Annotated in this window: 14 protein-coding genes and 1 pseudogene; all 15 read left to right on the top strand. The window is 44.3% G+C overall.

Annotated elements, in window-relative coordinates:
- Window positions 1-62: 62 nt before the first annotated feature.
- Window positions 63-3,425, top strand: a complete 3,363-nt coding sequence (locus IM792_RS16935) for a SusC/RagA family TonB-linked outer membrane protein (RefSeq protein WP_228085207.1) — start codon at window positions 63-65, stop codon at window positions 3,423-3,425.
- A 10-nt stretch (window positions 3,426-3,435) separates the two neighbouring features.
- Window positions 3,436-4,875 (top strand): SusD/RagB family nutrient-binding outer membrane lipoprotein, encoded by a 1,440-nt coding sequence (locus IM792_RS16930; RefSeq protein WP_194103088.1) that lies wholly within the window; start codon window positions 3,436-3,438, stop codon window positions 4,873-4,875.
- A 30-nt stretch (window positions 4,876-4,905) separates the two neighbouring features.
- Window positions 4,906-6,465, top strand: coding sequence for a DUF5689 domain-containing protein (locus IM792_RS16925; RefSeq protein ID WP_194103087.1), 1,560 nt, complete (start codon window positions 4,906-4,908; stop codon window positions 6,463-6,465).
- Window positions 6,466-6,652: 187 nt separating this feature from the next.
- Complete coding sequence (locus tag IM792_RS16920; protein ID WP_194103086.1) at window positions 6,653-7,675, top strand: LacI family DNA-binding transcriptional regulator; 1,023 nt, start codon at window positions 6,653-6,655, stop codon at window positions 7,673-7,675.
- Between the two features lie 402 nt (window positions 7,676-8,077).
- A complete protein-coding gene (locus tag IM792_RS16915) occupies window positions 8,078-11,080 on the top strand; it encodes a SusC/RagA family TonB-linked outer membrane protein (RefSeq protein ID WP_194103085.1) in 3,003 nt (1,000 codons plus the stop codon).
- A 39-nt stretch (window positions 11,081-11,119) separates the two neighbouring features.
- Entirely contained in the window at window positions 11,120-12,637 is a 1,518-nt protein-coding gene (locus IM792_RS16910) for a RagB/SusD family nutrient uptake outer membrane protein (protein WP_194103084.1), read from the top strand.
- 45 nt (window positions 12,638-12,682) lie between these two features.
- Window positions 12,683-13,543 (top strand): PKD domain-containing protein, encoded by an 861-nt coding sequence (locus IM792_RS16905; protein WP_194103083.1) that lies wholly within the window; start codon window positions 12,683-12,685, stop codon window positions 13,541-13,543.
- 53 nt (window positions 13,544-13,596) lie between these two features.
- Window positions 13,597-14,718 carry a DUF5009 domain-containing protein gene (locus IM792_RS16900; RefSeq protein ID WP_194103082.1) on the top strand — a complete coding sequence of 374 codons (1,122 nt, stop codon included), beginning with the start codon at window positions 13,597-13,599 and terminating at the stop codon, window positions 14,716-14,718.
- Window positions 14,719-14,733: 15 nt separating this feature from the next.
- The gene (locus IM792_RS16895) at window positions 14,734-16,284 is read left to right on the top strand and encodes a DUF4832 domain-containing protein (RefSeq protein ID WP_194103081.1); all 1,551 of its coding nucleotides are present in this window, start codon (window positions 14,734-14,736) and stop codon (window positions 16,282-16,284) included.
- A 149-nt stretch (window positions 16,285-16,433) separates the two neighbouring features.
- Window positions 16,434-17,558 carry an aminoglycoside phosphotransferase family protein gene (locus IM792_RS16890; RefSeq protein ID WP_194103080.1) on the top strand — a complete coding sequence of 375 codons (1,125 nt, stop codon included), beginning with the start codon at window positions 16,434-16,436 and terminating at the stop codon, window positions 17,556-17,558.
- A gap of 4 nt (window positions 17,559-17,562) precedes the next feature.
- Window positions 17,563-18,231 carry a carbohydrate-binding family 9-like protein gene (locus IM792_RS16885; protein ID WP_194103079.1) on the top strand — a complete coding sequence of 223 codons (669 nt, stop codon included), beginning with the start codon at window positions 17,563-17,565 and terminating at the stop codon, window positions 18,229-18,231.
- A gap of 24 nt (window positions 18,232-18,255) precedes the next feature.
- Window positions 18,256-19,563: a sugar MFS transporter gene (locus IM792_RS16880; protein WP_194103078.1), complete on the top strand. Its 1,308-nt coding sequence runs from the start codon at window positions 18,256-18,258 to the stop codon at window positions 19,561-19,563.
- 12 nt (window positions 19,564-19,575) lie between these two features.
- A complete protein-coding gene (locus IM792_RS16875) occupies window positions 19,576-20,925 on the top strand; it encodes a Gfo/Idh/MocA family oxidoreductase (protein ID WP_194103077.1) in 1,350 nt (449 codons plus the stop codon).
- A gap of 157 nt (window positions 20,926-21,082) precedes the next feature.
- Entirely contained in the window at window positions 21,083-23,008 is a 1,926-nt protein-coding gene (gene nagB / locus IM792_RS16870) for a glucosamine-6-phosphate deaminase (protein WP_194103076.1), read from the top strand.
- A gap of 11 nt (window positions 23,009-23,019) precedes the next feature.
- Window positions 23,020-23,340, top strand: a pseudogene (locus IM792_RS16865) (phosphoglucosamine mutase); the annotation flags it as partial.

The raw sequence follows: 23,340 nt of genomic DNA, 5'->3' as shown, positions 1-23,340 counted from the left end.
TCATGTATCGAAAATTTTTACACAAAAAAGTTCGGAATTACTTATGTGCCATATTGTGCTGCATGTTTGCTTTGCCGCTGCATGCGCAAATGAGGCAGCTCAAATTCAATAGTAAGCAGGTTACTATTTCAAGTATAATCGATCGCCTGCAATCGGTATATAATTACAAGGTATCATATGATGCTGATGTAAATACTGCCGGAAAGATCAATCTTTCATCAACTGATCTAACACTTGGCCAACTAATCACCGAGATAGAGCAGCAGGCAGGTGTAGGCATACGCAATATTGGCGGCAACCTGGTATTTAAAAAGGTTGATGCTTTTATTGTGAGCGGTACAGTTACCTCGGCCGATGATGGTTTGCCATTAGCGGGTGTAACTATTACCAACATCGCTAAAAAATCATTAGGCAGTACTAATGCTGATGGTCAGTTTACCATACGTATAACATCAGGTGCGCCTGTAAGCTTCGCCATGATAGGTTTTGATACGTTCACTGCCCGTTATCAAAACGCTGATAACAATGTAAAGATAAAACTGGCTACAGCGAATACTTCATTGAACGAGGTTGTGGTAACTGCTTTAGGCATAAAACGCGAAGAAAAAGCGTTAGGCTATGCCGCTACAGTTATACAAGGTGAGGATATTGCCAATGCCCCGTCAAATAACTGGACGGACGCGTTATCGGGCAAGGTTGCAGGTTTAAACCTGTTACGCTCAAACGGTGGCCCAACCGGTTCAAACAAAATTATTTTACGTGGCGAGAATAACCTTACCGGCGAGAACGAAGCCCTGATTGTGGTTGATGGTGTGGTGATCAACAACGGTAGCGGTCGTGCTACAGGTTATGGAGCAAGTTCATACCTGGCCGATGAAACCCCGGTGGATTTTGGTTCGGGATTAAATGACATCAACCCATCGGATATTGAGAATATCACCGTGTTAAAAGGTTCTAACGCTTCGGCGCTTTATGGTCAGCGTGGCGCTAATGGTGCTATCATCATCACTACAAAAGCAGGCTCGGCACGTAATAAGGGTGTAAATGTCACCATCAACTCAAACTTCGCGATGGAAAGCATTAACCGCTGGCCCGATCTGCAATACGAGTACGGTCAGGGTGTTGATGGAGCTAATTACTATTCGTACAACGCGTCAGAAGATGGTGCCAGCACACGCAGCACCAGCTCAGCCTGGGGGCCTAAGTTTGATGGGCAAATGTTCTATCAGTACGATCCGGTTACGCATACCAAAGCAACCACACGCACACCATGGGTACCTTATGTTAATGATATACGCAACTTTTTTGAAACCGGTAAAACCTATACCAACTCGGTTACGGTTGATGGTGGTAATGATAAAACCACAGCCCGCTTTTCGGCAACTAACGTAAAAAACTCATGGATAATACCTAATACAGGTTACGATCGTAATACGGTGGCTTTATCCATCAATCAAAAAATGAGTGATAAGTTCCAGATAGCTGCTAAAGTTAATTATACCAATAAAAAGAGCGATAACCTGCCATCGGTTGGTTACAACAATCAGTCTATTATGTACTGGTATATGTTTTGGGAGCCGAACGCTAATATTGACTGGCTTAAAGATTACTGGTTGCCTGGTCGCGAGAATATTCAGCAAAGTTATCCATTCAGTAGCTTTCCGGATAATCCGTATCTTATTACACAGCAGATGCTGAATACCATGAATCGTCATGGTGTTACAGGCAACATACAGGCCACCTATAATTTTACTAAGGAATTAAGCATGATGGTACGTACCTCGCTTGATTTTGGTTACGATCAGCGAACCCAGCAACGCCCTTGGGATACTGAGAAATTCAGAAAAGGTATGTACCGCACGCAAAACATCTTCTCGCAGGAGGTAACTGCCGATTTCTTGTTACGCTACAATAAAAAGATCAACAAGGATTTTGAAATATCGGCAACAGCAGGTGGTAGTACATTAAGTAATACCTATAGCCGCGATGAGTTGCGTGCCGATTCATTGGCTTACCCTGGTATATATAAACTGGCAAATACCGCGGGTGTACTTGCAGCATATCCATACAAAAGCAAATACAGTATTAATAGCTTTTACGGCTTACTTACTGCAAGCTATAAAGACTACCTTTTTGTTGACCTTACTGCCCGTAACGACTGGAACAGCGTTTTGGCAACCCCGTACGGAACGGATAATGTATCATTCTTTTATCCGGGTATCAACATGAGTTTTATACCTACCGAGGTGTTTAAATTCCCTTCATTTGTAGATTACTTTAAAGTACGCGGATCGGCATCATCTACCGGTAGCGGTTCATTGATCCCTTATCGTACATCATACAACTATCAGCCGTTGCCTACCTATCCGGGTGGCGCGCTCGAAAATCCTTCGTCGTTAGCTAACCTTAATTTAAGGCCACTGCGCACCATATCATACGAGGCCGGTATCGAGGCCAAATTCTTTAAAAATCGTTTAGGTTTTGATTTATCATTATACACTGCTGATACCAAAGATCAGCACCTGAATTCAATTCCGGATAGGTCAACAGGTGTATCAACCATATTGGTTAACGCCGGGCGTATACGTAACAGGGGTATCGAGCTGGCGGTTAACGGTACTCCGTTCAAGGTTAAAAATGGCTTTACGTGGAACATTAACGGTACATTCACCGCTAACCGTAACGAGGTATTACAGCTGTTGGATAGTATACCTGAGCTTACCCTGCAAAACGGCCCCGGTAGCCGCGGAGCCATCATAGCCAAGGTTGGTGGCAGTATGGGCGATTTCTACGGTCGTGGTTATGAACGCTCGCCTGACGGGCAGATAGTTTATGAAAACGGTTATCCGGTTTTAGGTACCGACTTAAAATACCTGGGTAATACAATGCCGAAATTCAGGGCGAGCTTGCAAAATGAGTTCCGTTACAATCAGTTTAGTTTAAGTTTCTTGTTTGATGCTCAAACGGGTGCCGTAGGTTACTCACTAACCAGCGCGGTACTTACCGAGCAAGGTAAAACAACCAATACATTGCCGGGCCGCTACAATGGTATAATAGGTAATGGTGTGGTACGTAATGCCGATGGCAGCTATAGCCCTAACACGGTAATTGCCGAAAATATTACTACATACCACAATGCCCACGCCGGTCGTGATAACGTGGAAGGTACAACATACTCAACCGATTACTTAAAACTACGAGAAGCGCGTATTGACTATACCTTGCCTGCCAAAGTTGCTAAAAAGATAGGCATGAGGCGCGCGGTTGTAGGTGTATACGGTCGTGACCTGCTCATATTCAGCGATTGGCCGGCATTCGACCCGGAATTTGGTACCCTTAGCGGGGCCGACATAAACCGTGGCTTTGAGTTAGGCCAGCTACCTTCAACCCGCACATTTGGTATGAACGTAACCTTAGCATTTTAACATTACAGCAATGAAAAAGAAATATATTATTTGGGGAGTGGCGCTATCATTATCATTATTCAGCGCATCATGTACCCGTAATTTTCAGGAGATCAATACCGATCCAAACAGCAGCTCATTCGCCCTGCCGCAATCATTACTGGCTCCTGCTATCAATGATGTGGTAAGCGCCAACATGAGCCGCAGCCAGCGTATAACCAATGAGTTAATGCAGATCACCGTAAATATGGGCGATACAGATGGTAAGATATTCCGTTACGAAGTACGCGCTGCCGAGGCCGATTATTTATGGAATGCCTGGTATTTGCAGCTCACTAACTTTAAGGATATATATACCGGCGGGCAGGATAACCTGAGCAATACCTATATGGCTATATCGCTTATATGCCAATCGTGGGTATACTCTATGCTTACTGATACTTATGGTGATGTGCCTTATTTTGAATCAAATCGGGCTAAAGAGGGTCTGTTTTTACCGAAATTCGATACCCAGCAAGAGATATATGCCGATATATTCGCCCGCCTTGAACAAGCTAACGAGCTTTTAAAAACAGGTACAAACGTAGTTAATACCAGCGACCCGATATTTGGTGGCGTTGCCGCCAACTGGCGCAAGTTTGGTAACTCATTATATCTGCGTTTGCTTATGCGTGTTTCGGCTAAAGACCAAGCTGCTATTGATAAGATAAAGGATATGGTTGATGTAAGCGCCACTAATTATCCTATCATGACCAGCAATGCCGAGTCGGCCATTTTAAAATGGACAGGTACAGCACCTTATGTATCGCCGTTCTCAACCTGGCGCCCTGCCGACTGGTATACACCAAAACTGGCAAGTTTCTTTGTTGATAATTTGAACGAATGGAGCGATCCGCGCGTAGGCAAGTGGGCTACAGTATTTGATGGGGAGTATGCCGGTATTCCAAGTGGTTACCCGGTAGGGCAGGTTCCGGTTGCTAAATCAACCTTGCCAACAACTTTGCAAAAAGAGCCATTGTTAGGTAATATGTTAAACTATGCCGAAGTGCAGTTTACCCTTGCCGAAGCAGCCGCAAAAGGTTGGATCACCTCAAAACCAGCGCAACAATATTATCAGGATGGTATAACAGCTGCCATTACCATGTGGGGGTACACAGTGCCATCAAACTACATGAATTATACATTAATTAAGTGGGATGATAGCTATACGCTCGATCAAAAAATGGAGCTGATACACAAGCAAAAGTATTACTCATTATTCTTTACCGATATGCAATCGTGGTTTGAGTACCGCCGCACCGGCCACCCCGTTTTGCCAAAAGGTTCAGGGCTTGACAATGGTGGTGTTATGCCGGCCCGCTTAAATTATCCGGTTTATGTACAGGCCGCTAATAGCGAAAACTATCGTGCAGCGGTTGCCGCTCAGGGTGCCGATGTTATCAGTACACAGGTTTGGTGGCAAAAACCATAATTCAATAAAATACGATCAAATATCATTCACATGAAAACTAAGATATTTTTATTAATTACAATTTTATCGGCGCTGTTTTTTAGCGCCTGTAAAAAGCAGGATTTTGCCGATGGTGAACTTAGTCCTATCATCGCCCTGGTTGATCTGCGTGCTATACACAAAGGTGCGGATGTTACCCTAACAAAGGATAACATGCTGGGCGCTTACCAAATAACGGGTAAAGTTATTTCCATGCCCGATTCGGGTAACGTACCGCAAGGCGTTTTGGTAGTACAAAACAATCGCCGTAAGGCTATCCGTGGTATTCAAATACCTATTGGCGATGCTGCCGCTACATTTAAATCAGGCGATAGTATTGTTGTTAATGTTGAGGGCACCACTCTAAAGCGTGTTAACGGCTCGTTGCAAATAGTTGGCGTAACACCGGCCAATATCACTACCGTATCTAACGATAATGATGTTAGTGTACAACAGGTATCAAGCTACTCTATTAAAACTAAGCCGGATGATTATGAGAGTACATTGGTAAGCATTAAATCGGCTACAGTATCGCCTGCGCCGATTTTAGGACAAACAAAATTTGCAGGCAACAGCTACCTGGTTAATGGTGCTGATAGCGTTATTATGCACACCGAACCAACCGCGCAATTCGCCGATGAGTTTTTACCAGCCGGTGCTACTGTTGCCGGTATATTAGTGGTTAACAATACTGCCGACTCAGCATCGGCTTACCAGGTTTGGCCGCGTAAGTTTTCGGACATCAGCGATATAACCCAGCCTGCCGATCCTAACGCGCCTGAATTAGAAGAAATGCCGGTAGTAATTACAGGTTTTGTTAATGATGCTAAGGGTGGTGATGGCAACTACGAATACTTCCAGTTCAGGGCCACGCAAAACATTGACTTCTCTGTTACACCAATGGCGGTAGTTACTTGTACTAACGCGGGTGCAGCACAACCAAACGCAGGTGATGCACCTGGTGGCGGCTGGGCAACCGGTGGCGGTCGTACCTATAAATTTAACCTAACATTTGGCCAGGTTAAAAAAGGTGATTTCTTTTATGTAGGTGGTAGCAATAAAAAAATAAATGGTGCCAATACTACTGACATTAGCGATGCCAAATGGATAAGCGCCATTGCTTATGTAACCAATGATGGCGACGGTTTTGGTAGCGCAAGCAGCGGTTTATTACCAAATAGTGGTAACGCTGGTGGTATAGCTATATTTAAAGGCATTAATGTAACCGAGCAATCGGTGCCGGTTGATGTGGTGTTCTTTGGCGGTACAGGTAAAACCACCATGTACAACGCAACCACAAACAAAGGTTACCGGGTACCTAAAAATGATCACTATAACTTTGTTGACGAAGCAGGGGCGGAGCAGCCATTCTTCTACCAGGGTACTAACCAATATGTAATACCTCACGTATCGCCTGCCGATCAGGGTGTGTTTATGAAACTGGGTGGTAATTTTGATGCCGAAACAAAAACATGGATCACTCCGCGTGGTATATCGGTATTCGTCATGTCGGGCAGTACAGCGCTTACCGAAATTGAAACCGGTAGCGATGTAACCGTAATTTCAAATTAATAGAAATACCCCAATAAATTGCTAAGCCGCCCTTTACGGGGCGGCTTTTTTGTGCTGTATGTTTTTTGATTTTTTAAGTACGGATGGCTTATTATTAACTGGATAAAAAGCAAGTGTTACATTTTTTTACTATAATAGTGCTGTTAAACCTATTGATGTATTTGCTACAGAGATAACCACCTTAAGTATGCAGAATAATAAGTTACCTACTATAAAAGAGATCGCTAAGAAGCTTAACGTGTCCGTTTCAACGGTGTCACGCGCTTTGCACGATCATCCGAGTATTGGTTTGGTAACCACCATGCGTGTGCATAAGGTAGCCAAAGAACTGGGGTATGAGGTAAATAAATCGGCAATATATTTTAAGGAACGTAAAACATATACCATTGGCGTTATCATCCCCAGTTTGGCAGAGCCTTTCTTTTCATCAGCCCTTTGTGGGGTGGAGGATTTTGCCGGTCAGTTCAACTACAACGTGATCATTGGTCAATCCTTAGATAGTTTTGAGCGTGAACAGCGTATAGTAGAGAACATGAAAGATCATCGTGTAGATGGTATACTGGTATCGCTCACTAAGGAAACATCCACTTACGAGCATTTTGATAACCTGAAGAAATACAACATCCCGATCGTATTCTTCGATCGTGTACCACAGAAAAAAGATATACATTTTGTATCATGTAACCTGCATTCGGGTATGTTGCAGGCTATAAGCCGTTTTGTTGATGCCGGGCATAAAAAGATAGGCTTGATCAACGGCCCGGCTAAAATGGCTGCCACTTTGCAAAGGCTCGAGATATATTTTAAATGCCTGAAAGAAAATAACCTACCTATTAACTACGATATTATTGCCTCAACCACTTTAAGTAAGGAGGATAACGTAAAGGCTATCAAAAAACTTATTGACCAGGAGGAAATACCCACCGCGGTAATGGTTTTTAACGATTATGTACTGCTTGATTGTATCGCTACTGTTAAGGCCGCAGGTTTAGAGGTAAACAAGGATATCAGTTTCATCAGCTTTGCCAACCTGCCTATCTGGGAGTATATGGATACCCGGCCACTGGCTTCAATAGAGCAGTTCTCTTATAAACAAGCTTCCATTGCTACCGACTTTCTTTTTAAGCTCATTGATGCCAATAATAAAGGAGAAAGTACCGAAATTGACTATTTGCAACAGATTATTGATTCTGAAATAGTAAATTATTGATTTAATTAAGCCTCCCTGATGCTAAAATTTCGTTTTAGCATAAAATCATAGTGTTGTTTTTACAATAAGTCTGACCTTATTCCGGTTTATGCCATTTTGATGCTTGGAATTTAATAGTATTTTATGGATAGTAGGTGTTTTGGCTTTTGTTTTTTGTTCTTGTATTGTATTTTTTGTGTGCTAAACAGCGCTAAAATTTTAATATCTGCAAATAAAAGCAACTAATATTCTGTCTTATGCAAAAATTACACAAACGTTTGCGTAGTCAACACAAACGTTTGCGTAAATAAAATAAAGCCTGTGCAGCCCTGTGCAGGTTTTTTTAATGCCTTTTTTGCTCCAACTTTAAACTATTCCAATTAACAATGTACTAACTGTTTATTTAACCCTACTTAACATTATATGAAAAAAGTTGTACTCCTGTTTTGTTGCCTGATGGTTTTTGCGAGGGCATTTTCGCAAAATCAGCCGGTGTCAGGTAAGATCACTTCCGGCACCGATCAGCAGCCGCTCCCGGGCGCGGCCATTACCGTTAAAGGTACCACCATTGGTACATCCTCGCAGGCCGATGGTTCATTCAGCATTAGCATCCCAACACAAAAAGCTACATTGGTAATTACCTCAATGGGGTTTTTGAATAAGGAGGTTGAGGTTACCGCCGGGCAAAAAGACATATCGATCTTTTTATCAGAAAACATTACCCAGTTAAACGATGTGGTAGTGGTAGGTTACAGCAGCAAAAAGCAAAGTGAACTTACCAGTGCCGTAACCGTTGTATCGGCCGAAAAGCTGAAGGACGTTACCGCCAACAACGTGGGTACCATGTTACAAGGTAAGGTTGCCGGTTTGCAGGTGGTAAACAGCTCAGGCGCGCCGGGTTCACAACCCGAGATCAGGCTGCGTGGTGTATCATCAGTTAATGCTAACCAAAGTCCGCTTTATGTGGTTGATGGTATCATCGGCGGTAATTATGATCCGAACGATGTGGAATCAGTTACCGTATTGAAGGATGCGGCATCAACAGCATTATATGGTTCACAGGCTAACGCGGGTGTCATCATCGTAACAACAAAAAGTGCAAAGGCCGGTAAAACCCGCTTTGAGGCTAAGATTACTTCGGGTTTCCGTACGGCCGATTTTGGTAAGATGAACCTAATGAACAGCAATGAACTTTACGATTATCAAAAGGAATTTTACCGCGATTACATTGTAGGCGCTACCGATAACTCATATAAAATTGACCTGGTTAAATTTTACGCCGAGCGCCCGCTGGAGCTGCGCAATCAGGATTACGATTGGGCTAAGGAGTCGTTCAAGGCGGCACCAATGTATAATGTGTACTTAGCGGCAAGCGGCCAAACCGAAAAGAACTCTTACTATGTAGGCGCATCGTACTACAATGAAAAGGGTACGTTTATGAATACTAATTACCAGCGTGTAAACCTGCGTGCCAATTCAACCTATCATTTTTCAAAAAGGCTTGATATAACCAACAATGTTAACATAAGTGCATCAACCGGGCGTAGTTACGATTATATGGATATGTACTATTCATTCCTGAACATGCCTTGGGATAACCCGTACGATGCCAACGGCAACCCGGTTTATGTGGATGGTACATCACCATTTAAATGGTGGTCGCGCGATAAGATCAACCCGATTCACACCATCAAAAACTCGGATCATACTTACAAAGGTTTTGATGTGAACTATGATTTTATGCTGAACTACCGTATAACCGACTGGTTAACATTTAGTAGCACCAACCGGGTATCGGCAGCATTTAATAAGGGCGTTAACTATGTATCGCCATTGGCGGCAGGTACTTACCACGGTGATGGTTATATTGACGAGTTGAATACATTGAATTATGGCGGTATATCAAATAACCTGTTAAAGTTCAACTTCGAGATGGGCGACCATGCTTTGAGTGGTTTGGCCGGTGTGATCTTCGAGGGCGGCAAGACCGAATACTCAGGCGGATCGGGCAGGGGATTGCCTGAAGGCTTGAAGGTGTTGAATGTAGTATCAAACACACAGCTGGTTAACGGCTATAATCTGAATACTGAGTTGCGCTCATTCCTGTCGCAGGTTAACTATACCTACAAAGGCCGATATACATTATCAGGCTCATTCAGGGTGGATGGTTCATCGGCATTTCCTACAAGCAAACAATATGGTTCGTTCCCGTCAGTATCAGGCGCGTGGATCATCACCAACGAGGAATTCCTGAAGAATAATGACGCCATTAATAATCTGAAGTTACGTGCCAGCTACGGTGTTACCGGTACGCAGGATATTGGCGCTACCCGTTACCTGGGTTTGTTCTCGTTAACAACACAATACAACTCGTTAACAGGCGCGGTGCCATACCAATTAGCCAATCCGCTGCTAACCTGGGAAGCTAAACATCAAACTAACGTTGGTTTTGATATCAGCCTGTTTAAACGCATAAACTTAACGGTTGATGCTTACCGTAACGATACCAAAAACCTGCTGTTACAAGTATCGCAACCACTGTCAGTAGGTTTTGAAACTCGCTGGGAAAATGCAGGTAATGTAATTAATAAAGGTATTGAGATAGGCCTGAACACAACCAACATCACCAACAAGAATTTTGAGTGGGTAAGCGATTTTAACATCAACTTTAATAACAATAAAATATATGGCCTGCCGGCTGATATCGTTAAAACCGGATCGTGGAGCATATCACAGATATATCGCAACGGCGGCAACCTGTACGAGTTTTATATGCCTAAATGGTTAGGTGTTGACGCGCAAACCGGCGCCCCTGTTTGGGAGAAACTGGTTTACAATGATGCAGGTGAAGCAGTAGCCAGCGAAAAGACTTCAAACTATGCTGAGGCTACCATTCAGGAAGTTGGTTCGGCGCTACCTAAGTTTCAGGGTGGGTTTAACAATAGTTTCCGCTACAAAAGCTTTGGTTTGCGTATAAATACGTATTTTAACTACGGTAACAAAGTGTTCAGCAATAACTTACGTTTTATGATGAATGATGGACATGAGCCATATTACAATCAGATAAAGTTACCTGATGATGCCAGGGTATGGACCGGCCCCGGCGATACAGAAGCTACCGAGCCAAGTCCGCAAAACTCGGCTAACTCAACCGAAACATCAACACGTTATTTGAAGAACGGCAGCTACTTTACCATACGTAACATAGCTTTCAATTACACCTTGCCATCGGCATTCGCTAAAAAATTGAACTTTGAAAGCATTACCGTAGGCTTAACAGCCGACAATGTGGCCACGTTCTCCAACTTCCTGGGTCAGGACCCGCAAACTACCATTACTCCGGGCAGCTTTGCAACACCGGGCGTGTCGGATTTTAAGTATCCTAACAACAGGCAGTATTTGTTCACCGTTAACTTCAACTTTTAATAAAGCAACGGCCGGTAACCGGTTAAAAATATTCAGAACATGAAAAAGAAGATATCATCCATATTTGTGCTGTTGCTGCTGGCAGCAAGCAGTTGTAAGGATCTGACCGTCGCGCCTACAGATGCCATCAGTACCGAAACACTGGTGACCACAACCGCGGGTTTAACCAACGCCTTGAATGGTGCTTACGCATTGTTCAAAGACCATATCACCTTTAATGGAACTATTGATCAGAATAATATGTACCTGCGACAGTACTATCACCTGTCTGACTTTGCGAGCGATGACATAGTGTGCGGCCAGGTAACTACCGACCCATTGTTTTACAGCTTTAGCCTGGGCCATGCGCCATCGCAGGGTAATACCCGTTACTTTTGGTATGTATCGTACAAGATCATTTCAGGCGTTAATACGGTTATTGACGCGGTTGAAAAATCAGGCGATCAGGATGCCGCCAAGCAACAGCTTTTAGGTGAATGTTACTTTTTACGCGCATTTTGCCACTTTAACCTGGTGCGCCTGTTTGGTAAACCTTACAGTGTTGATCCTAACGCGCCGGGCATTATTCTGCGTACGTCGTTAACCGACGAAGCCAAGAAAGCCCGCTCAACAGTAGGTGAGGTATATACATCAGTTATTGCCGATGCCGAGAAAGCCGCTACATTAATGACGCAGAACCGTGGTGTGCAATATGCATCGAAAGAAGCTGCGTGGGCATTACTATCACGCGTTAATTTGTATAAAGAGGATAACCAAAAAGCTATTGATTACGCCAACCAGGTGATCAATTCAGGCAGGTTTACGTTGACTACAGCAACCACTTACCCAAGCTTGTTCGCTAACGCTACCGCAGGTAGCGAAACCATATTTTGTGTAGCCTTTACCGCTGCTGATGATTACGGCAAATTCGGTTCTATCGCCTCTATGATCTACTCTGATGGTAACTCGGGCTGGGGGGAGGAGTATGCCTCATCATCATTACGTACACTGATGTCAAAACATACAGAGGATGTGCGTTGGTCGTACATTGTTCCATCAACCGATGGTACCGGCACGGTGCAGAAAAAGAACGGCATCGAAATGTATTATATCAGCAAGTTCTCATTCCAGGGTGGTTCTCCAAACTTGAGCTCGCCTATAATGTTCCGTCTTTCTGAAATGTATTTGAACAAGGCAGAGGCCGAAGCCAAACTTAACCAAACCTCGGCAGCGCTTAATGATGTTGATGAGATACGTAAAAACCGCGGTCTGTCAGGATCATTATATGCAGGAACATTACCATCAGGCTATACCGCGCTTGATGCCGTGCTGGAAGAACGCCGCATAGAACTGGCCTTTGAAGGTCATCGTACTTATGATGTTTTCCGTAACAAGCGCACACTTAATAAAACTTACTGGGGCTATCACCTGGCCGGGCTTAAGGAAACCGATATTGACCTTAGCCGTACACCAAGCGGTTACCCAAACATGACCGTGCCTTACACCAGCAACCGCATCATCTATTATATTCCGGTTGATGAGGTGCTGAGCAATCCGCAGGCAACACAAAACCCATAATTGTAACTATCAATAAACTGTAATTACTTAAACAGAACAAGTGATATGAAAAATATTAAAACCTATATATGTTTACTGAGCGTGCTGGCTATGAGCGTGGCAAGCTCATGTAAAAAGGATAGCACCGAGATAAAGACCGACCTTTTATACGATGTAACCGTTGAAGGTAACGAGGCTACATTCACCGTAAAAACCGAAGGTGTAAGCGGTTACCGCTGGGATTTTGGCGATGGCGAAAGCTCAACTGATGCTAACCCTACACACGCTTATCCGGGTAAGGGTAAATACGTGCCAACGCTTTACGCTACTGTTAACGGTAAAGAGGCTGAGGCATCAACCGTGTTACGCATAGCCAAAACAACACCGGTTAAAATAAACGATAACACGCTGGACGACTGGGCCGAAGTTAGCACCGCTATTACCTTGGGTGCACGCAAAGGTGTTTTTAACGAGGTTAAAATGGATTACGATGGTAACTATGTGTACGTGTATGTTAACATGGTAGGCAAAAAAGCCAATGGCGATATCTTCGACTTTTATATGGATTCAGACAATAATGCCTCAACAGGTTTAGCAACCGGGACCTTTACCGAGGGAGGTTATGATATATTGCTCGAAGGCCAGTTGCTTACTAATGGGGTGGATATATTTTACCACAACAGCGCTAACCAGGCCGATTTTAGCTTCGCGCAGCAAAGCATAGCCGAGGCTTACCAGGTGGGTACCATAGTTGAAAGCGGCGCCAATGTTATGTTTGAAATGCGCATTGCCCGTGGCAAGCTTAAAGGCTTAACAGGTAACGGCTTGCGTATAGCCATACAAGCGATTAAGAACGATTGGTCGGTAGTATTGGGCAGCGCGCCCGATGATGGCAGCGCGAGCTTCCTGCTGGATATGAGCGAATAAGGTTTATGATCTTAAAATATTCCACACATAAACTGTAAATCAATACTATTATAATGACTACCAATACAGCAAATCAGGTTGTTGCAGGACGTGTTATATCCTTAGATGTGATGCGTGGCGTGATCATGCTGTTGCTTTGCGCCGAGAGTTGCCATGTATTTATGGCCTTAAGCGAACTGCAACCCGCGCAGCCTTTTGCCGCCATTGTCAATCAGTTTTTTCATCACCCATGGCATGGCCTGCGGTTTTGGGATCTGGTGCAACCCGCCTTTATGTTTATGGCAGGTGCGGCTATGTATATATCATACAGTCGTAAGCTGGCAAAGGGCTTAAGCTGGAACGAAAACCTGAAGCATGTGCTTTGGCGCAGCCTAAAGCTGTTTATATGTGGCACGGCATTGCATTGCGTTTACGCCGGTAAAATGGTTTGGGAATTATGGAATGTGTTAACGCAATTATCATTCACCAGTATCATCGCTTACCTCATCATTAACCGCTCATTCACTTATCAGTTAGTGGTATCGGTAATGCTATTGTTGCTTACCGAGGTTCTATATCGTACTGTGTTGATGCCGGGTTTTGATCAGCCATTTGTGGAGTACCATAATTTTGGCGCTTACATTGATACTGTGCTGATGGGTAAAATAAACAGCGACGGTTGGGTGGCCATCAACATTATCCCGACGGCTACACATACCATTTGGGGAGTGCTGGCAGGCAGGTTATTGGTATCCGGCCAATCATCGGCACAAAAAATAAAAGCATTAGTTATTGCCGGTGTTGTTGCTCTGGTATTAGGTTTCGGACTTGACTGGAGCGGCATAACGCCGATCATTAAACGCATTAGCACAAGTTCGTTCGCTTTGGCATCGGCAGGGTGGGTGCTGCTTATACTGGCAGCTATTTACTGGCTGGTTGATGTTAAGCAAAATGTTAAACATGCCTGGATATTCACCGTAATGGGCATGAATGCCATATTCATCTACCTGTTTTTTGAAACCGTAGGTATGCAATGGGTTAATGGCGCGATACACATTTTTACCGGGGGAATGCTACAGCAGTTTTTTAATACGTCCGAACATGCTGCCGCGCTGGTATCTGCATTAGCGGTGTGGGCGGCCGAGTGGGGCTTATGCTATTGGCTTTATAAACAAAAGATATTTTTTAAACTCTGATCAATTTTAAACATAATGAAATTTAAACTCAATAATTTTTGTCTGTGCTTCTCTTTTGCGGCATTGTCAATAATGCAGGCTTGTAAGGATAACGACAGGAAACTGGTACAGGTTGAAAAGATCAACGTTACGTACACCGAAAGTAATGATGATTTTCCGAACCCTGAGCGTGGCTTTTACCGCTATTCAGAAACTCATGCCAGCAATTTTAGTTTGCTTGATGCTGATGAATTGAAAAGCTACCGTAGCGAGCAAACTGTACAAGGCGCAACGTATTCAGTTTACAGCACATTGGTATTCAGGTATTATATATTGGATAATGTTACCTCAACACCAATACCCGCATCGTTTTTAACCAATATTGAAAAGGATATGGTTGTCGCGCGAACAGCGGGGGTAAAGCTGATCCCGAGGTTTGTCTACACTGTACGCCAAACAGCAGGCAGTTGCCCCGAAGGATTTATTTGTCCGCCGTATGGCGATGCGCCTAAGAGTATCATATTGGGCCACATCGCGCAATTAAAACCCGTGTTGCAAGCTAATGCCGATGTTATAGCAGCGGTGCAGTTAGGCTTTATAGGCACTTGGGGCGAGCAATATTACAGCGATTTCTTTGGCGATGCCTCAACCAATGGCGGACAGGAGAACAAACTGCTCGACCAAAACTGGCTTGACCGTGCCGAAGTATTACGCGCCATGCTTGACGCTGTACCAACCGATCGTATGGTACAGGTGCGTTATCCGCAGATAAAACAACGCTTTTTGTATGGTGTTAACGCGCCTATCACGTCAGCCGCGCTGGCTGACGGCACGGCCTTTACCACGGCTGATATTGCCCGCATAGGTTTCCATAACGATTGTTTTTTGGCCAGCTCTAACGATTTTGGTACTTACGAAGATTATGGCAACAGCTCATCACCCCGTGTATCAGGTGGTTCGGTGGTAAATGTATTGCGAGATTATTTAAAGGCCGATAGCAAATACGTAGCCGTAGGTGGCGAAACCTGTTCAGATGGTTATAGTCCGACCAACGATTGCGAACCTGCCGGTAAAGCGCAGGAGGAATTTGCCAGCATGCACTATAGTTACCTTAATGGCCATTACAATAACGATGTAAATAACGACTGGCAAAGTGGTGGCTGTATGGATAACATCAAGCGTAACCTTGGCTACCGTTTTGTACTGCAAACCGCCGTACTGCCTGATAATGTGGTACATGGTACAAGCATGAGTATTGTACTCAATCTAAAAAATGTGGGTTATGCTTCGCCGTTTAACAAACGTACCGCCAAACTGGTACTGCGCAACAAGCAAACCAATGAGGTTAGGTCGTTCGATCTTGCATCAGATGTTCGTAAATGGTATTCAGGCGTTAACAAGATAGAGGAAAGCATTAAGATACCTGATGATATGCCTGCCGGCGATTATGAAATGCTACTTAACCTGCCCGATGAATATGCAAGTTTGGCAAGCAAGCCTGAATACAGCATCCGCCTGGCTAATAATGATGTTTGGGAGGCATCAACAGGTTATAATAAGTTGAACCATAGCGTTAAGGTAAACTAACGTGATGTTTTAACGAGATTAAAAATAATCAGTTTATAGTAAGTGTTTATTTTTCTGGGTTAGTTGCCATGCTGCTGTGTTAATGGATTTGGAAACACAGCACGCATTGGCAACCAAACAACAAAGTTTTAAGTTTAATAATATACAGAGTGCAAAGCGTAGAGAATATATCAGAGATCGTGTCGAACTTTAATTGCGCGGCCGACACGGCTTCTCTGGCTAATTTTGGGTCGGGGCATATTAATGACACCTATTTTTTAAAGAACCTGCACGCAGGTGGCAATGATTATCTGTTGCAGCGCATTAATCACCACATATTTACCAACGTGCCTGCACTTACCGATAATATGTGCCTGGTGATAGATCACCTGAAAGCCAAGGTGAACGCGGTTGATCCGGCGAATGCCGATAAGGAGGTGATGACGTTGATACCAGGTCGCGACGGAAAATATTACTATCAGGATAAGTTGGGCAATTACTGGCGCATGTGTTACTTTTTGAGTGATACCAAAAGCTACGATGTGGTTGAAACCGAAAAGCAGGCTTATGAAGGGGGCAAGGCATTCGGTAAATTCCAGTGTATGCTGGCCGATCTTGATCCCGATGCCCTTTTTGAGGTAATTTCCGATTTTCATAACATAACAACCCGCCTGGCAGCCTTACAGTTAGCTATCGAACAAGATTTAAAGGGTAGGGCGGCAAGTGTTAAAACACAGTTGGATTACATCGCAGGGCATTCTGCCGCTATGCAGTATTTTCAAAAACCGGAACAACAGGCCATATTACCCAAGCGTGTAACCCATAACGATACCAAGTTTAACAATGTACTACTTAACAGTAATGACGAAGCACAATGCGTTATCGATCTGGATACGGTTATGCCCGGCTATGTGGCATATGATTTTGGGGATGCTATACGCACCATTATTAATACCACGGTTGAGGATGAGGCCAATCTGGATAAGATACAGTTGAACATTCCGCTGTTCAATGCTTACACGCAGGGGTATCTGTTCGCGGCGGGTACGTTTTTAACTGAGGCCGAGGTGAACTCGCTGATTATGGGTGTATTGTTACTGCCATACATGCAGGCAGTAAGGTTTTTAACCGATCATATTAATGGCGATACCTATTTCAAAATAAAGTTTGAGGGCCATAACCTGCAAAGGGCCAAAGCTCAACTACGCTTGTTCGAGATGTTGTATGCCGATAAGGAAGCCTTACATGCTACCATCATTAAACAAATGGAGAATTTTAGCTCAGTGCAAAACTAAGGGTATGAGCGAGGTGAACATATCATATATACCGCCAGGCGCTATGAGTGAGCATTTGTTTATGGATGATGTTTCGGCTATGCTGGATGCTCAACAAAAACATACGCTTGCGCCCGCACTTTGGAGCGAAAGCATACCAAATGTGTCGGCGGCGTTTAGTCTGGCTTATGGTGATGATCACCTCTATATAAAATATTACATTACCGAACCGGCTGTAAAAGCAACCTGCTATCGCCCTAACGAACCGGTTTATAAGGATAGTTGCGTAGAGTTTTTCATTGCTTTTGATGATGATGTAAAATACTACAACCTGGAATTTAATTGCGCCGGCACTTGTCTTGGGCAGTATGGTAGCAATCGTACCGACCGGGAGTTTTTACCCGCAAGCCTGCTCAGCCAAATAAAACATGTAACAATTTTACGTGGAGTACCCAATGGCGGCATAGCGTGGGAGTTAACATTAGCTGTACCATTAAGCGTGTTCAAATACCACCCGCTGTTAAAGCTATCGTGCTGTAAGGCAAGGATAAACGCGTACAAGTGTGGCGATGATCTGGATCAGCCACATCATCTATGCTGGTCGCAAATTCAATCGATTGAACCCAACTTTCACCGGAGTGAATATTTTAAACGTGTATTGTTTACACTAAGTGAAACATTTTCTGTAGATTAAGGGCCACTAAAACATTTAAGCAAGATGATTTCAACAGAAAATTCTCCAACAAAAACTTCAAAACTTAACCCCATTTTCCTTATTGGTATCCTGTTCTTTATTTTCGGGTTTATTACCTGGTTAAATTCGGTATTGATACCATATCTTAAACTGGCTTGTGAGCTAAATAACCTCGAAGCTTATTTAGTAGCTTTTTGCTTTTACATTGCCTATTTCTTAATGGCAGCGCCATCAGCCCGGATATTAAATATAACCGGTTACAAAAAAGGTATGGCAGCGGGGTTGGTCGTGATAGCAGTTGGTGCACTGTTGTTCATACCGGCGGCACTTACCCGTCAGTACAGCTTGTTCCTGTTCGGCCTTTTTGTACAGGGTACAGGTTTAGCTTTACTGCAAACAGCATCAAACCCTTACATCACCATCTTAGGCCCGCCTGAAAGTGCTGCTAAACGTATCAGTATTATGGGTATCTGTAACAAGCTTGCCGGTGCCATAGCCCCGATAGTTTTGGGAGCTGTTGCATTGAAGGATGCTGATGGTTTGAAAGAGCGTTTAGAAAAAATGTCAATTGACGAAAAGGTTATCCAACTGAACGAACTGGCATCAAGAGTGATTATGCCTTACGTCATCATCGTTATCGTGTTAGTTATTTTGGCTGGCTTTATATACTACTCAAGCCTTCCCGAAATTGACAGTGATAAAAAGGATGATGCAGACGTTGTTGAAACGCAAACAGCCACAACCAAAACAAGCATATTCCAGTTCCCGCATTTATTACTGGGCGCATTAACCTTGTTTTTATATGTAGGTGCCGAAGTAATTGCCGGTGATACGGTTATTAACTATGGTGCCGCGCAAGGCATAGCTCTTAGCTCAGCTAAATTTTTTACTACTTGTACTTTGGTTTGTATGATAGTGGGTTACCTTATAGGTATATTCTGCATACCAAAATATTTTAGCCAGGAAACAGCCATGAAAGGTAGCGGCATCCTGGGTTTGATATTCTCAATATTAGCTTTGGTTACCAGTGGTTTTACCTCTGTTTTAATGATAGCTTTGTTAGGTTTGGCTAACTCGCTGGTATGGCCTGCAATATGGCCAATGGCATTGGCGGGCTTAGGCAAGTTCACCAAAACAGGCGCATCAATGCTGGTTATGGGTATTTCGGGTGGTGCGGTTATTCCGTTAATTTACGGTGCCTTGTCCGATTCATTTAACCCGCAACACGCCTACATTATATTAGTACCAATTTATTTACTGATATGGCTTTATGCCGTAAAGGGGCACAAAATAGGATTGCCCGACAACTTAAAAATCAAATCAACTCAATAAAAACTAAAAATTATGGATCGCAGAGATTTTGTTAAGAATACCGCTGTCGGATTAGCAGGGTTAACAATTTTGCCTTCAGGTATGTTATTCGGTAAAGCTAAGGATAAAGTTCGCCTTGGTTACATAGGTGTTGGCCTTCGTGGCCGTAACCACATTAGCGAGGGTTTGCTTCGCGATGATGTGGAGATAGTAGCCATTTGCGACACGCAGGAGAGCTCACTTAAATATTGCCGCGAACAATTTGTTAAGGCCAAAAAGAAACTGCCTGCCGAATATACCGGCGGTGTGGATGCTTACAAAAAACTCATCGCGAGAAAAGATATTGACGGCGTGATCATCGCTACGCCGTGGCAGTTCCATAAGGATCAGGCTATTGATGCTATGCGCAGTGGTAAATATGTAGGTTGCGAGGTGATAGCCGGTATTACTTTGCAGGATCACTGGGACATACTGAAAGTGTATGAAGAAACCAAAGTACCTTACATGACTCTGGAGAACGTTTGCTACCGCCGTGATGTAATGGCCGCGCTGAATATGGTTCGCCAAAACCTTTTCGGCGAGATCGTTCACCTGGAGGGCGGTTACCAGCACGATCTGCGCCAGGTATTGTTTAACGATGGCAAGCAGTTTTATGGTGGTGGCGCCGAGTTCGGTCCGCAGACGGTAGGTGAAGCGCAATGGCGTACACAGTACAATATCGACCGTAATGGGGACATTTACCCAACTCACGGCGCAGGCCCGGTAATGAATTATATTGGCATAAACCGCGGTAACCGTTTTACTAACCTGGTATCGTTCGCGTCAAAATCTCCGGGCTTGCCAGCTTACATCAAAAAAATCTCTCCCGGAAATAAAAACGCTGATATCAAATTCAAGAACGGCGATATCATCACTACTACATTAAATTGTGCCAATGGTGAAACGGTTGTGCTATCGCACGATACGCATTTGCCACGCCCATATTCATTAGGTTTCCGCGTGCAAGGTACCGAAGGCATCTGGATGGATGTGGCCGATGCGGTATACATTGAGGGTAAATCAAAAAATTACGATCAGTGGGATAAGGCGAGCGAATGGTTTACCAAGTACGATCACCCGCTTTGGAAAAAATACGAACACCTTGCCGAAGGCGCAGGCCACGGCGGTATGGACTGGTTTGTGTTTAATGCCTTTATCGAGGCTGTTAAGCAGAAAAAGCAAACCCCGATTGATATTTATGACTCGCTGACCATGAGTGTGATCACCCCGCTATCTGAAAAATCAATAGCCGATGGCAATGCCCCGCAGGTATTCCCTGACTTTACCAAAGGCACCTGGAAGGATCGTAAAAACACCTTCGCGCTTGATGATAGTGGCTTTTAAACCATAATTGAAACCCTTGTTGCCCTAAATGGCGGCAAGGGTTTTATATATAAACACCCCAATAATACAGGCAACAATAAATTACCGGCAGGCAAAAAAAGCTACTGCACGGTACAGAAAATGCTATGCCTTATTTAGTTTACAATAGAAATATAATATGTTGAAATTAAACTTGTTAGAAGAAACACGTTACGAAAAGGTCCCGGTAAAAATTTACAATGACGATATCGAGGCCAGCATTGATGTGGCCCGCCGCATAGCCCAACTGATAAAAGATAAACAAGCCAAAGGCGAAACTGCTGTGCTTGGCCTGGCTACAGGCGCTTCACCGGTAAAGGTATATAAGGAGCTGGTGCGCCTGCATAAAGAGGAGGGACTCAGCTTTAAGAATGTGGTCACCTTTAACCTCGACGAATATTACCCTATACAACCTGACGCCGAGCAAAGCTATGTAAGGTTTATGAAGGAGCAGTTGTTCAATCATGTGGATATTGACATGGCCAACGTAAACATTCCCGACGGGACGCTGAAACAGGAAGATATTGCCGGATATTGCCTGGCTTACGAACAAAAGATAAACAGCTATGGTGGTATTGATCTGCAGGTGTTGGGTATCGGGCGTACTGGTCACATTGGCTTTAATGAACCGGGTTCGGCACCAAACTCGGGCACACGGCTGGTTACTTTAAATGATCTTACCCGTCGTGATGCCTCCAAGGATTTCGGCGGTAAGGAGAACGTGCCCAAAAAAGCCATCACGATGGGCATCGGTACCATATTTAAGGCTAAAGAGATCATCCTGCTGGCATGGAACGGTAAAAAGGCCCCGATCATCAAAAAAGCGGTTGAGGGGCCAATCTCAAATGAGGTACCGGCTACTTTTCTGCAAATGTCAAACAACGCGGAGTTTGTTATTGATGAGGATGCCGCGGTTGAGCTTACCCGTTTTGATATACCCTGGCTGGTAAAAGATTGCCGATGGACAGATTCGCTGACCAAAAAAGCGGTAGTGTGGCTGGCCAAAACTTTGGATAAACCTATTTTGAAACTTACCGAAGCTGATTACAATAATAACGGCATGGCACAATTGGCTACCGATTTCGGACCGGTTTACAACATTAACATTAATGTTTTTAACAAACTGCAGCATACTATTACCGGCTGGCCGGGCGGTAAATTCAATGCGGATGATAGTCAGCGGCCGGAGCGTGCATTGCCGCAGGTAAAGCGCTCTATCGTGTTTTCTCCGCATCCGGATGATGATGTGATCTCGATGGGTGGCACGTTTATTCGTTTGGCCGATCAGGGACATGAGGTGCATGTGGCCTACCAAACATCGGGCAACACGGCTGTTTGGGATGAGGATGCGTTGCGTTATGTGGAATTCGCTATGGATTTTGGGCAGGCACAGGGGCAGGATACAACGTATCTGACTAACCTTTACGCCACCATGAACGAGTTTTTCAAAACCAAAAAACCCAATCAATCCGACCCAAAAGAGATACGTACAATTAAAGGGTTGATACGTAAAGGTGAAGCCATTGCCGGTGCCCGCTTATCAGGCTTGCGCGATGAGAATATCCATTTTATGGATCTGCCGTTTTACGATCGTGGTAAGTTTGAAAAGGTGGTGTCATACGAGGATGACGTGCAGCAAACCATGGAGCTTTTACAGCAGGTAAAGCCCCACCAGATATTTGCCGCAGGTGATTTTGCTGATCCGCATGGTACGCATAAGGTATGTTTTGAGATAATACTTGAGGCACTTACCCGTTTACGCAAAACCGAGGAGTGGACAAAGTACTGCTGGTTGTGGCTGTATCGTGGTGCCTGGCACGAGTTTGAGATACATGAGATAGAAATGGCTGTACCGCTTTCGCCGCAGGAGGTTGAACGTAAAAGGCTGGCCATATTCAAACACCAATCGCAAAAGGATCTACCTGTATTCCCTGGGGATGACGCGCGGGAATTTTGGGTTAGGGCAGAGGACAGAACAGGTGAAACAGCCCGTCTGTACAATGCGCTTGGCTTAGCAGAGTATGAGGCTATTGAGGCCTTTGTAAAATGGAAGTTTGAAGATTAACTGAAAGAAACATGACACTGATCAAATCAATAAGCGGCATCCGTGGCACCATCGGCGGCATGGCCGGCGAGGGGCTAACGCCGCTGGATATCGTAAAATTCACGTCGGCTTATGGCTGCTGGGCGGTAAAAAAGGCAGGCATCAATAAGATCGTTATCGGTCGTGATGCCCGCATCTCGGGCGAGATGGTAAGCAGCCTGGTAACCGGAACCCTGCAAGGATTAGGCATTGATGTGATAGACCTCGGCCTGAGTACCACACCCACGGTAGAAATAGCCGTACCGCTGGAAAAAGCCGCAGGCGGCATCATCCTGACCGCGAGCCATAACCCT

It is taken from the genome of Mucilaginibacter sp. JRF, assembly GCF_015223065.1.
Taxonomy (GTDB): Bacteria; Bacteroidota; Bacteroidia; order Sphingobacteriales; family Sphingobacteriaceae; genus Mucilaginibacter.
This window is presented reverse-complemented; position numbering and strand designations above follow the sequence as displayed.